Raw genomic sequence first — 13,277 nt, forward strand, 5'->3', positions numbered from 1 at the left:
GCGGCATTTCATTCAACATCGATGCAAGCTGACCCGCCGCCATCGCGAGCAGGCTCGCTCCCACAGGGGGATGTGCCAATCTCTCAAAATTCAGCAGACAGCAAAAAGGCGCCTTTCGGCGCCTTTTGCTTTGTCGCGATTAACGTCAGGCCATTTCGGCCGTGGTTTCGAACTCGAAGGTCAGCTCGCCGTCCTTCAGGTCGATGTGCACCACGCCACCATGGTCGGCCAGTTCGCCGAAGAGGATCTCTTCCGCCAGTGGACGCTTGATCTTGTCCTGGATCAAACGCGCCATTGGTCGAGCGCCCATCGCCGAGTCGTAGCCACCCGCCGCCAGCCAGCTGCGCGCCGCGTCGGTCACTTCCAGCTGCACGCGCTTGTCTTCCAGCTGCGCTTGAAGCTCGGTAAGGAACTTGTCCACCACGCTTTTGATGACCTCATGACTGAGGCGACCAAACTGGATAATGGTGTCCAGACGGTTGCGGAACTCCGGCGTGAAGCTCTTCTTGATCACTTCCATCGCATCGGACGAGTGGTCCTGATGGGTGAAACCGATCGAAGCACGTGCTGCGGTTTCTGCACCGGCGTTGGTCGTCATAATGACGATCACATTACGGAAGTCCGCCTTGCGCCCGTTGTTATCGGTCAGCGTACCGTGGTCCATGACCTGCAGCAGCAGGTTGAAGACTTCCGGATGCGCCTTCTCGATCTCATCGAGCAACAGCACGCAGTGAGGCTGCTTGGTGATGGCTTCGGTCAGCAGACCGCCCTGATCGAACCCGACATAGCCAGGAGGCGCACCGATCAGACGCGATACGGTGTGGCGCTCCATGTACTCGGACATGTCGAAACGAACCAGCTCGATGCCCAACGCCTTGGCCAGCTGACGCGCCGCTTCGGTTTTACCGACACCGGTCGGCCCTGCGAACAGGAACGAACCGACAGGCTTGTCAGGCGACTTGAGGCCGGCACGGGACAGTTTGATCGCGGTCGACAGCGAGTCGATGGCGGCATCCTGACCAAATACTGTCAGCTTCAGGTCACGCTCAAGGTTACGCAGCAGCTCTTTGTCGGAGCTGGTGACGTGCTTAGGCGGAATCCGCGCGATTTTCGCAACGATGTCCTCGACCTGAGGCACTTCGATGCGTTTCACGCGTTTCTCGATCGGTTGCAGACGCTGATAGGCGCCCGCCTCGTCGATGACGTCGATGGCTTTGTCCGGCATGTGCCGGTCATTGATATAGCGTGAAGCCAGTTCGGCGGCCGCACGCAACGCTTCATCGCTGTATTCGATGTTGTGGTGCGCTTCGAAACGCCCTTTCAGGCCGCGCAGGATACCGATGGTGTCTTCCACCGAAGGCTCCGACACATCGACTTTCTGGAAGCGCCGGGCCAAGGCACGGTCCTTCTCGAAGATCCCGCGGAATTCCTGGAACGTGGTCGAACCGATGCAACGGATATCGCCCGACGACAGCAGCGGCTTGAGCAGGTTCGAGGCATCCATGACACCACCGGACGCGGCGCCCGCACCGATGATGGTGTGGATCTCGTCGATGAACAGAATCGCCTGCGGACGTTTTTTCAGCTCATTGAGCAGCGCCTTGAAGCGCTTCTCGAAATCGCCACGGTATTTGGTCCCGGCCAGCAAGGCACCCAGATCGAGGGAATACACCACGCTGTTGGCCAGCAAGTCCGGCACCTGGTTGTCGACAATACGTTTGGCCAGGCCTTCGGCAATCGCGGTTTTACCCACGCCCGCCTCGCCCACCAGCAGCGGATTGTTTTTGCGGCGACGCGCCAGGATCTGCGCGACACGCTCGACTTCCAGCTCACGGCCTACCAGCGGATCGATACGACCCTGGCGCGCGAGTTCGTTGAGGTTGCTGGCATAAGCATCCAGAGGATTGCCTGAAGAAGAAGACTCACCGCCCTCGTCGTCCTGCATATCTTGCTCACCTTCAGAGTGATCGCCATGCCCCGGCACTTTGGAAATGCCATGGGCGATGTAGTTGACGACATCAATGCGCGCAACGCTCTGCTGTTTCAGCAGGAACACTGCCTGACTCTCTTGCTCACTGAAGATGGCGACCAGCACGTTGGCGCCAGTCACTTCGCGTTTGCCCGAGCTCTGTACGTGGAACACGGCACGTTGCAGTACACGCTGGAAGCCCAGGGTTGGCTGGGTTTCGCGATCCTCGTCATGAACGGGGATCAATGGCGTGGTGGAGTCGATGAACTCCTGCAAATCATGCTTGAGTTTGTCGAGGTTTGCGCCGCAGGCACGCAAAACGGTGGCGGCAGCCTCATTGTCCAATAGGGCCAGCAGGAGGTGTTCGACAGTCATGAATTCATGACGCTTCGAACGAGCCTCCTTGAAGGCAAGATTGAGGGTGACTTCGAGCTCGCGGTTTAACATAGCTTCACCTCATACCCAAGTGGTCGGCGATTAACCGTCCTTCTCGATTTCACAGAGTAGCGGATGCTGGCTTTCCCTGGCGTACTGGTTGACCTGCATGGCCTTAGTCTCGGCGATGTCGCGGGTAAACACTCCACATACTGCCCGTCCTTCTGTATGGACGGCCAACATGACCTTGGTCGCCAGCTCCCGATTCAGGTTAAAAAACACCTCGAGCACTTCGACGACGAAATCCATCGGTGTGTAGTCATCATTGAACAAAACCACCTTGTACATCGGTGGCGCCTGTAATGCAGGCTTTGCCTCCTGAACAGCAACGCCTGCGGAATCGTCGTCTTGAGTCCCCGGGTGATCTTTCTGGAGAACCGGGCGATCCTGATTGAATGTTAGTCGAATCTGGCTGATTGCATGCATGGAAAGAAAGGTTCGTCAGTTGTGCAAATACAGTGGTGGGGGCGGCTAGGGACGATTTCAACTCCGACCGCCCGGTCACCTTGACTATCGGGAAAACGGTGTTACAACCAATAGAGCCCACAGTGGGTAAAAAAGGTCCGCGGAGTCAATCTTATTTAAAGATCTGACTGCGGATGTACTGGATGATACTCCAGTGATGGAGTCTGTTGCAGAGGGATATGGGTATGTCAGTCGGTAAGGTGAAATGGTTCAACAATGCCAAAGGATTCGGCTTCATTAACACCGACGCCAGGGAAGGTCACGACGAAGACGGTCATCTTATTGATTTCTTTGCCCACTATTCAGCCATAGAAATGGAGGGGTACAAGACCCTCAAGGCCGGGCAAGCCGTAAGTTTCGAAATCGTTCAGGGTCCCAAAGGGTTGCACGCAGTGAAGATCGGCTTTGCCCCTTCCGTCAGCGAACAGACTGCGCCCGCTACCAAACAGGAAACAGTGTCGAACTGACTCCACCGATCATCCAGTCATAAAAAAACCGCCCGACTCAATCACTGAATCGGGCGGTTTTTGTCGTGCGTGAGCTCGTTTACATGTGCGGCTTACATATGCGAGATGAGCGCATCACCGAACGCAGAAGACGACAGCAGTTTCGCGCCTTCCATCAAACGGTGGAAGTCATAGGTCACGGTCTTGGCCGAAATCGCACCATTGGTGCCCTTGATGATCAGATCCGCCGCTTCGGTCCAGCCCATGTGGCGCAGCATCATCTCTGCGGACAGGATCAGCGAACCCGGGTTGACCTGGTCCTTGCCGGCGTACTTCGGCGCAGTGCCGTGGGTCGCTTCGAACATGGCGATGGTGTCGGACAGGTTGGCACCTGGCGCGATACCGATACCGCCCACTTCCGCCGCCAGGGCGTCGGAGAGATAGTCGCCGTTCAGGTTCAAGGTCGCGATCACATCGTATTCGGCCGGGCGCAGCAGGATCTGCTGGAGCATGGCGTCGGCGATGGCGTCTTTGACGATGACGTTCTTGCCGGTTTTCGGGTTCTTGAACTGCATCCACGGACCACCGTCGAGCAGGGTCGCGCCGAATTCTTCAGCGGCCACTTCGTAGGCCCATTCCTTGAAGGCACCTTCGGTGAACTTCATGATGTTGCCTTTGTGCACGATGGTCAGCGAGTCGCGGTCGTTGTCGACCACGTACTGCAACGCCTTGCGCGCCAAACGCTTGGTACCCTGCAACGAAACCGGCTTGACGCCGATACCGCAGTTTTCGTCGAAACGGATCTTGGTAACACCCATTTCTTCTTTGAGGAACTTGATGACCTTGGTCGCTTCCGGCGAACCGGCTTTCCATTCGATACCGGCGTAGATGTCTTCCGAGTTCTCGCGGAAGATCGTCATGTCGACGTCGCCTGGCTTCTTGACCGGGCTAGGTACGCCTTCGAACCAGCGCACCGGGCGCAGGCACACATAAAGGTCGAGTTGCTGACGCAGGGCCACGTTCAGGGAACGGATGCCACCACCGACCGGGGTGGTCAGAGGGCCCTTGATGGAAACCACGTAATCCTTGACCGCGTCCAGGGTTTCCTGAGGCAGCCAGGTATCCTGATCGTAAACCTGAGTCGCTTTCTCCCCGGCGTAGACTTCCATCCAGGAAATTTTGCGCTCGCCGCCGTAAGCCTTCTTAACAGCAGCATCGACAACCTTGATCATGACCGGGCTGATATCAACGCCAATACCATCACCTTCGATGAAGGGGATGATCGGGTTGTTAGGAACATTGAGAGAATGGTCCGCGTTGACGGTGATTTTGTCGCCGACTGCTGGAACCTGAATCTTCTTGTATCCCATGCTGAACTCCATTGTTTGGATTGAACATCTGGCTTCGTTCGAGCGTACCCCAGTTAAATCGGCACGCAAACCCTATGTTCCATCCATCTGCCGCAAAGCTGCACAGTTCGCGACGTACAAGCCTGAAAGCAAAGGGAAAAGCGCCAAACTCAAGCACGGTGCAAGACTCTACGCCCCACCTGCCCCTGCGACCTTTAGACCAATGGACGAGAATCGTTGCATATGAACCATCGGCAGATTGCCAGCTACCTATGTATAATGCCGCCCGCTGACCACAGAGTCACGACGGCCGACCTCTCCTGCAACTGAATAAGTAGCCGAGGTCTGGTGCCTGAAAAAGCAGGGTTGTACCGCAACCCACCCGCTTGACGCTCGACCGATGCACCCAACATCACCGCAAAGAAACCTCGACATTCGGCTCATGGACGACTTTGAACGAACGCGCTTACACGGCGCCCCTCGAGTTTCTGCGCACGCTTTAGCAAAGAAGAGAGAGTTAATCCGAATATGCCCACCCGCTCGAAGATCATCTATACCTTCACCGACGAAGCTCCCGCCCTCGCCACCTATTCACTGTTGCCTATCGTAGAGGCTTTCACCGCCTCCGCTGATATCGCCGTGGAAACCCGCGATATCTCTCTTGCAGGGCGCATCCTGGCCAGCTTCCCCGAGCAATTGGGTGACAAAGCCGTAGCCGACCACCTCGCCGAACTGGGCGACCTGGCCGTTACGCCTGAAGCCAACATCATCAAGCTGCCGAACATCAGCGCCTCGGTTCCGCAACTGCAAGCCGCGATCAAAGAGCTGCAAGCCCAGGGCTTCGCACTGCCGGACTACCCGGAAACCGTGACCACCGACGCCGACAAGCTCGCCAAGTCGCGTTACGACAAGATCAAGGGCAGCGCCGTGAACCCGGTTCTGCGCGAAGGCAACTCCGATCGTCGTGCGCCGCTGTCGGTCAAGAACTATGCACGCAAGCACCCGCACAAAATGGGCGCCTGGGCTGCGGACTCCAAGTCCCACGTCGCGCACATGAGCACCGGCGATTTTTACGGCAGCGAAAAAGCTGCCCTGATCGACGCCGCTGATGCCGTTAAAATCGAACTGATCGCTCAAGACGGCACCACCACCGTCCTGAAAGAAAAGACCACCGTGCAAGCCGGTGAGATCCTCGATTGCGCGGTCATGAGCAAAAACGCTCTGCGCAGCTTCATCGCTGCCGAGATCGAAGACGCCAAGCAAAAAGGCGTACTGCTGTCGGTTCACCTCAAAGCCACCATGATGAAGGTCTCCGACCCGATCATGTTCGGCCAGATCGTTGCCGAGTTCTATAAAGACGCACTGGCCAAGCACGCTGACGTGCTGGCACAGATCGGCTTCAACCTGAACAACGGCATCGGCGACCTGTACGCTCGCATCAAGGCTTTGCCTGCCGAGCAACAAGCGCAGATCGAAGCGGACATCCAGGCGGTCTACGCCGTTCGTCCGTCGTTGGCCATGGTCAACTCCGACAAAGGCATCACCAACCTGCACGTGCCGAGCGACGTTATCGTCGACGCCTCGATGCCGGCCATGATCCGTGACTCCGGCAAAATGTGGGGCACTGACGGTCAGTTGCACGACACCAAGGCTGTGATCCCGGATCGCTGCTACGCCACCATCTACCAGGCGGTGATCGAAGACTGCAAGGCTAACGGGGCTTTCGATCCGACCACCATGGGCAGCGTGCCAAACGTTGGCCTGATGGCGAAGAAAGCCGAAGAGTACGGCTCGCACGACAAGACTTTCCAGATCAAGGCCAACGGCGTTGTCCGCGTGACCGACAGCAAAGGCAGCCTGCTGCTGGAGCAATCGGTTGAAGCCGGCGACATCTTCCGCATGTGCCAGACCAAAGACGCGCCGATCCAGGACTGGGTCAAACTGGCCGTCAACCGTGCTCGCGCTAGCGCCACGCCAGCGATTTTCTGGCTGGACCCGATGCGCGCCCACGACGGCGTTGTGATCGAGAAAGTTCAGGCTTACCTGAAGGATCACGACACTTCCGGCCTGGACATCCGCATCATGTCGCCAGTCGACGCGATGGCCTTCACCCTGGGCCGCACCCGCGAAGGCAAGGACACCATCTCGGTGACCGGCAACGTACTGCGCGACTACCTGACCGACCTGTTCCCGATCATGGAACTGGGCACCAGCGCCAAGATGCTGTCGATCGTTCCGCTGATGAATGGCGGCGGTCTGTTCGAAACCGGCGCTGGCGGTTCGGCACCGAAGCACGTTCAGCAGCTGCTGGAAGAAAACTTCCTGCGCTGGGATTCCCTGGGTGAGTTCCTGGCCCTGGCCGCTTCCCTCGAGCATCTGGGTGTGACGTACAACAACCCTAAAGCCTTGGTGTTGGCCAAGACCCTGGACCAGGCCACCGGCCAGTTCCTGGACAACAACAAGTCGCCATCGCGTAAAGTCGGCAACATCGACAACCGCGGCAGCCACTTCTACCTGGCGCTGTACTGGGCTCAGGCCCTGGCTGCCCAGACCGAAGACACCGCACTGCAAGCGCAGTTCGGCCAGTTGGCCAAAACCCTGACCGAGAACGAAGCAACCATCGTTGCCGAGCTCAACGCCGTTCAGGGCAAGCCAGTGGACATCGGCGGTTACTACCACGCCAATGCCGATCTGATCAGCAAGGCCATGCGCCCGAGCAACACCTTCAACGCCGCGATCGCTGCGCTGGTTTAAGGTTGTAAGGATGCAAAGAAGCCCCGGCCCAGTGCCGGGGTTTCTGCTTGTGGCACACGCAACCTGTGTAGCAGCTGCCGAGCCTGCGAGGCTGCGTTCGGCTGCGAAGCAGTCGTAAAACCAGACGCTTCGGTCTTACAGATAAACCGCGGCGACTGCTGCGCAGCCGAACGCAGCCTCGCAGGCTCGACAGCTGCTACACCCCACAATGAATCGAGGAAGATTTATGGACTGGAAACCCCACATCACCGTCGCCACCATCGTCGAAGACAACGGCCGTTTCCTGATGGTCGAAGAAACCAAACACGGACGAACGGTGCTCAACCAGCCCGCCGGCCACCTCGACCCGGACGAAACCCTGATCGAAGCAGCCGTGCGCGAAACACTGGAAGAAACAGGCTGGGACGTCGAGGCGACCGGCGTGGTGGGTATTTACCTCTACACCGCCCCGAGCAACGGTGTGACTTATCAGCGGGTCTGCTTCACCGCAAAACCTCTGAAACATCACCCCGACTATGAACTGGACGACGGCATTGTCGGCGCCAAATGGCTAACCCGTGACGAACTGCTGGCACAGCGCGCAAACTGGCGCAGTGAGCTGATCATCCGCTGTATCGATGATTATCTGGACGGTAAACACTTCGGACTCGAACTGATCCGCCCTTCTCTTTAGCCTTGCGGGCTTGGGCCTGCTAGAATCGCGTCCTTTTTCAAGACACTCATTGAATCCCTATGCGTGATCCAGCCCCTTCTGACACACAAAAGAAGCGCGTCATTGTCGGCATGTCCGGCGGCGTGGACTCTTCCGTTTCCGCTCTCCTGCTGATTGAGCAGGGTTACGAGGTGGAAGGCCTGTTCATGAAGAACTGGGAAGAGGACGATGGAACGGAATACTGCACCGCCATGGACGACCTGGCGGATGCTCAGGCTGTGTGCGACAAGATTGGCATCAAGCTGCACACCGCCAACTTCGCCGCCGAGTACTGGGACAACGTATTCGAGCATTTCCTGGCCGAATACAAGGCCGGTCGCACGCCGAACCCGGACATCCTGTGCAACCGAGAGATCAAGTTCAAGGCGTTCCTCGACTACGCCATGGTGCTCGGCGCCGACCTGATCGCTACCGGTCACTACGTGCGTCGCCGCGATATCGATGGCCGCACCGAACTGCTCAAGGGCCTGGACCCGAACAAGGATCAGAGCTACTTCCTGCACGCGGTCGGCGGTGAACAGATCGCCAAGACCCTGTTCCCGGTCGGCGAGCTGGAAAAGCCAGAAGTGCGCGCGATTGCCGAGAAACACGATCTGGCCACCGCGAAGAAAAAGGACTCGACGGGGATCTGCTTTATCGGCGAACGCCGCTTCAGCGACTTCCTCAAGCAGTACCTGCCGGCCCAGCCGGGCGAGATCAAGACCACCGAAGGTGAAGTCATCGGCCGCCACCATGGCTTGATGTATCACACCATCGGTCAGCGTCAGGGCCTGGGCATCGGCGGCTTGAAAGACGCCAGTGACGAGCCGTGGTACGTGCTGATCAAGGACCTGCAGCACAACGAGCTGATCGTCGGCCAGGGCAATGACCACCCTTACCTGTTCTCCCGCGCCCTGCTCGCCTCGGACATTTATTGGGTCAACCCGATCGACCTGACCGAGCCACGCAGGCTGACCGCCAAAGTCCGTTATCGCCAAAGCGATCAGCCGTGCACGCTGGAAAAAACCGCCACCGGCTACCGCGCCACCTTCGATGACCCGCAGCGCGCGGTCACCCCGGGCCAGTCCGTGGTGTTCTATGACGGTGAAATCTGCCTGGGCGGCGGCGTGATTGAAGTCGCAGAGCCATGGAGCAGCAAGGCATGAGCCCCACTCAGGAGCAACTGACGGCGCTGGGCGGCGTGTTTCTCGCCGCCGTCCTCGTCGACAAGATTGCCAAGACCGGCCAGACCACCGAAGCCGGCCTGACCTGCATGCTCGGCAGCCTGCTGATCCGCGACCCCAAGGACACCCTGGAAGTGTACGGGGGCGACGACATCAATCTGCGCGAAGGCTATCGCGCATTGATCGGCGCCCTGGAACGCGACCCGAGCACCCTGCAGCGCGAACCGCTTCGTTATGCCTTGGCCATGCTCGGCCTGGAACGTCAGCTGGCCAAACGCAACGACATGCTCGACGAGATCGGGAAGCGTTTGCCGCAGATTCAATCCCAGGTCGAACACTTCGGCCCGGCGCACGAAAACGTGATCGCGGCCTGCGGTGCGTTGTACCAGGACACCCTGAGCACTTTGCGCCAACGGATTCAGGTCCACGGCGACATGCGCAACCTGCAACAACCGAGCAACGCGTCGAAAATCCGTGCCCTGTTGCTGGCCGGGATTCGTTCTGCGCGCCTGTGGCGGCAGTTGGGCGGTCATCGCTGGCAGTTGGTGATCAGCCGTCGCAAGTTATTAAAAGAGCTTTACCCGCTGATGCGCAGCAGCTGAACCGCGCCCGCCACACCGCTTTGTAGTCAGTAACGCGTAAGACGCTGGTCAGTTGGCAACGGACCGGCGGATTTTTTCATGTATGATACGCGCCCCATTTCGTTGCCCGACTGTCCGAGAACACCCCATGCAGCTTTCTTCGCTCACTGCGGTTTCCCCTGTTGACGGCCGCTACGCCGGCAAAACCCAGGCCCTGCGCCCAATTTTCAGCGAGTACGGCCTGATCCGTGCTCGTGTTCTGGTTGAAGTGCGCTGGCTCCAGCGTCTGGCCGCTCACCCTGGCATCAGCGAAGTGCCGGCGTTCTCCGCCGAAGCCAACGCTGTGCTGAACACCCTGGCGGACAACTTCGCTCTGGAGCACGCCGAGCGTGTCAAAGAGATCGAGCGCACCACCAACCACGACGTCAAAGCCATCGAATACCTGCTCAAAGAGCAAGCAGCCAAGCTGCCGGAACTGGCCAAGGTCAGCGAATTCATCCACTTTGCCTGCACCAGCGAGGACATCAACAACCTGTCCCACGCCCTGATGCTGCGCGAAGGCCGTGATGACGTGATGCTGCCACTGATGCGCCAGACCTGCGACGCCATCCGCGAACTGGCCATCCGTTTCGCTGACGTGCCGATGCTGTCGCGCACCCACGGTCAACCGGCCTCGCCGACCACCCTGGGCAAAGAGCTGGCGAACGTGGTTTACCGTCTGGAGCGTCAAATCGCTCAGGTCGCAGCCGTTCCGCTGCTGGGCAAGATCAACGGCGCTGTCGGCAACTACAACGCTCACCTGTCGGCCTACCCTGAAATCGACTGGGAAGAAAACGCCCGCGCCTTCATCGAAGACGAACTGGGCCTGGGCTTCAACCCGTACACCACGCAGATCGAACCGCACGACTACATTGCCGAGTTGTTCGACGCGATCGCACGTTTCAACACCATCCTGATCGACTTCGACCGCGACATCTGGGGCTACATCTCCCTGGGTTATTTCAAGCAGCGCACCATCGCTGGCGAAATCGGGTCGTCGACCATGCCGCACAAGGTCAACCCGATCGACTTCGAAAACTCCGAAGGCAACCTGGGTATCGCCAACGCACTGTTCCAGCATTTGGCGAGCAAACTGCCGATCTCCCGCTGGCAGCGCGACCTGACCGACTCCACCGTGTTGCGTAACCTCGGTGTCGGCTTCGCCCACAGCGTTATCGCGTACGAAGCGAGCCTCAAAGGCATCAGCAAACTGGAGCTCAATGCTCAGAAGATCGCTGCCGACCTGGACGCGTGCTGGGAAGTATTGGCCGAGCCGATCCAGACCGTGATGCGCCGCTACAACATCGAAAACCCGTACGAAAAGCTGAAAGAGTTGACCCGCGGCAAGGGCATCAGCCCTGAAGCGCTGCAAACTTTCATCGACGGCCTGGACATGCCAGCCGCCGCCAAGGCCGAGCTGAAATTGCTCACCCCGGCGAACTACATCGGCAATGCCGTGGCACAAGCCAAACGCATCTGATCGACCGCTTTACCCGTTTGAGACGCCCGGCAGCGCCGGGCGTTTTTATTCCCGTCTGAAAAGTGCATTTTTTCAATAGGTTACACATGAATCCTGACATTCCTCTTCAACTTCTGGGCGGCATCACGGCGCGCGAGTTCCTGCGCGACTACTGGCAGAAAAAACCCCTGCTGATCCGTCAGGCGATTCCTGAATTCGAAAGCCCGATCGACGCCGACGAACTGGCCGGCCTGGCGCTGGAAGAAGAAGTCGAGTCGCGCCTGGTGATCGAGAACGGCGAGCGTCCTTGGGAATTGCGCCGCGGTCCGTTTGCCGAAGACGAATTCAGCAAACTGCCGGAACGCGACTGGACCCTGCTGGTTCAAGCCGTTGACCAGTTCGTACCGGAAGTCGCTGAACTGCTGGAAAACTTCCGCTTCCTGCCGAGCTGGCGCGTCGATGACGTGATGATCAGCTACGCCGCGCCGGGTGGCAGCGTCGGTCCGCACTTCGACAACTACGACGTGTTCCTGCTGCAAGGGCACGGCAAGCGCAACTGGAAAATCGGCCAGATGTGCGACTCCGAGAGCGCGCTGCTGCCACATGCCGACCTGCGTATCCTGGCTGATTTCGAAGCCACCGATGAGTGGGTGCTGGAACCGGGCGACATGCTTTACCTGCCGCCGCGCCTGGCCCACTGCGGCGTGGCCGTCGATGACTGCCTGACGTACTCGGTCGGTTTCCGCGCACCGAGCGCCGCTGAAGTGCTGACCCACTTCACCGACTTCCTCAGCCAGTTCCTGACGGACGAAGAGCGCTACACCGACGCCGACGCCCTGCCGGCGGTTGATCCACATCAGATCCAGCACGACGCCCTCGATCGCTTGAAAAGCCTGCTGGCCGAGCACATGAGCGACGAACGCCTGCTGCTGACCTGGTTCGGCCAGTACATGACGGAACCTCGCTACCCGGAACTGGTGGTGGGCCCGGAAGAGATCGAAGAAGACGACTTGCTCGCCAGCCTGGAACAAGGCGCGATACTGATCCGCAACCCGAGCGCGCGCCTGGCCTGGTCCGAAGTCGATGACGACCTGCTGCTGTTCGCCAGCGGCCAGAGCCGTTACCTGCCGGGCAAGCTGCGTGAGCTGCTGAAACTGATCTGTGCTGCCGACTCGCTGCACACCGACAACCTGGGCGACTGGTTGAGCGATGAAGACGGTCGCGGCCTGCTGTGCGAACTGATCAAGCAAGGCAGCATGGGGTTTGCCGATGAATAAAATTCACGTACGTGTCGCAGACTGGCAGAAGGACATCGCCGAGATCCGGCGCATTCGTGAGACGGTGTTCATTGCCGAGCAATGCGTTCCACCCGAGCTGGAATGGGATGCCGATGACGCAACGGCGGTGCATTTCCTGGCCTTCGAAGGCGACTTTCCGATTGGCACCGCCCGCCTGTTGCCCGATGGTCACATCGGTCGGGTATCGGTGCTCAAAGACTGGCGCGGCTTGAAGGTTGGTGATGCGCTGATGCACGCGGCGATCGGTGAAGCCGAGACGCGCGGGCTGAAGCAGCAGATGCTGAGCGCACAGGTTCAGGCCACGGCGTTCTATGAGCGCCTGGGCTTTAGCATGGTCAGTGAGGAATTCCTGGAAGCCGGGATTCCGCATGTGGACATGGTGCGTCACTCGGCTTGATTCAAGTCGCACCCTTCGCGGGCAAGCCTCGCTCCTACACGTTCAGTGTGATCCCTGTAGGAGCGAGGCTTGCCCGCGAAGAGGCCATGAAGAACACCACAAAACGCCCCGCCATCCTCCGATGCCGGGGCGTTTTGCCGTCTGCGATTCAACTTGCCCCACGCCGGGCCGACAAACTGGCAATATCAACACTTCAAGATGTCGGAGATA

Annotated in this window: 11 protein-coding genes; 8 read left to right on the plus strand and 3 right to left on the minus strand. The window is 59.0% G+C overall.

Annotation, left to right across the window (positions count from 1 at the left end; translation table 11 throughout):
- Window positions 1-145: 145 nt before the first annotated feature.
- Entirely contained in the window at window positions 146-2,416 is a 2,271-nt protein-coding gene (gene clpA / locus ACYZTY_RS17540) for an ATP-dependent Clp protease ATP-binding subunit ClpA (RefSeq protein WP_007946437.1), read from the minus strand.
- A 30-nt stretch (window positions 2,417-2,446) separates the two neighbouring features.
- A complete protein-coding gene (gene clpS, locus ACYZTY_RS17545; protein ID WP_461954774.1) occupies window positions 2,447-2,830 on the minus strand; it encodes an ATP-dependent Clp protease adapter ClpS in 384 nt (127 codons plus the stop codon).
- A 224-nt stretch (window positions 2,831-3,054) separates the two neighbouring features.
- Here clpS and ACYZTY_RS17550 point away from each other — a divergent pair, with 224 nt between their 5' ends.
- Window positions 3,055-3,336, plus strand: coding sequence for a cold shock domain-containing protein (locus ACYZTY_RS17550; protein ID WP_461954775.1), 282 nt, complete (start codon window positions 3,055-3,057; stop codon window positions 3,334-3,336).
- A gap of 92 nt (window positions 3,337-3,428) precedes the next feature.
- On the opposite strand, the gene icd is transcribed toward ACYZTY_RS17550, so the two are convergent.
- On the minus strand, window positions 3,429-4,685 hold the full coding sequence (icd, locus tag ACYZTY_RS17555) for an NADP-dependent isocitrate dehydrogenase (protein ID WP_461954776.1): 1,257 nt from the start codon (window positions 4,683-4,685) through the stop codon (window positions 3,429-3,431).
- 507 nt (window positions 4,686-5,192) lie between these two features.
- Between icd and ACYZTY_RS17560 the strand changes: the two genes are divergently transcribed.
- The 7 genes from ACYZTY_RS17560 (at window position 5,193) to ACYZTY_RS17590 (ending at window position 13,067) form a co-directional block, all read left to right on the plus strand.
- Entirely contained in the window at window positions 5,193-7,418 is a 2,226-nt protein-coding gene (locus ACYZTY_RS17560; RefSeq protein WP_461954777.1) for an NADP-dependent isocitrate dehydrogenase, read from the plus strand.
- A gap of 226 nt (window positions 7,419-7,644) precedes the next feature.
- On the plus strand, window positions 7,645-8,091 hold the full coding sequence (locus ACYZTY_RS17565; RefSeq protein WP_461954778.1) for an NUDIX hydrolase: 447 nt from the start codon (window positions 7,645-7,647) through the stop codon (window positions 8,089-8,091).
- A gap of 59 nt (window positions 8,092-8,150) precedes the next feature.
- Window positions 8,151-9,275 (plus strand): tRNA 2-thiouridine(34) synthase MnmA, encoded by a 1,125-nt coding sequence (gene mnmA / locus ACYZTY_RS17570; protein WP_461954779.1) that lies wholly within the window; start codon window positions 8,151-8,153, stop codon window positions 9,273-9,275.
- Window positions 9,272-9,895 (plus strand): high frequency lysogenization protein HflD, encoded by a 624-nt coding sequence (hflD, locus tag ACYZTY_RS17575; protein ID WP_347805483.1) that lies wholly within the window; start codon window positions 9,272-9,274, stop codon window positions 9,893-9,895. Before mnmA ends, hflD begins: the two co-directional genes overlap by 4 nt.
- Window positions 9,896-10,022: 127 nt before the next feature.
- Window positions 10,023-11,393 (plus strand): adenylosuccinate lyase, encoded by a 1,371-nt coding sequence (gene purB / locus ACYZTY_RS17580; protein WP_109629430.1) that lies wholly within the window; start codon window positions 10,023-10,025, stop codon window positions 11,391-11,393.
- A gap of 86 nt (window positions 11,394-11,479) precedes the next feature.
- Window positions 11,480-12,649: a ribosomal protein uL16 3-hydroxylase gene (locus ACYZTY_RS17585; protein ID WP_461954780.1), complete on the plus strand. Its 1,170-nt coding sequence runs from the start codon at window positions 11,480-11,482 to the stop codon at window positions 12,647-12,649.
- A complete protein-coding gene (locus tag ACYZTY_RS17590; protein WP_461954781.1) occupies window positions 12,642-13,067 on the plus strand; it encodes a GNAT family N-acetyltransferase in 426 nt (141 codons plus the stop codon). The genes ACYZTY_RS17585 and ACYZTY_RS17590 overlap by 8 nt, the downstream gene beginning before the upstream one ends.
- Window positions 13,068-13,277 lie beyond the last annotated feature (210 nt).

It is taken from the genome of Pseudomonas sp. LB1P83 (assembly GCF_054897885.1).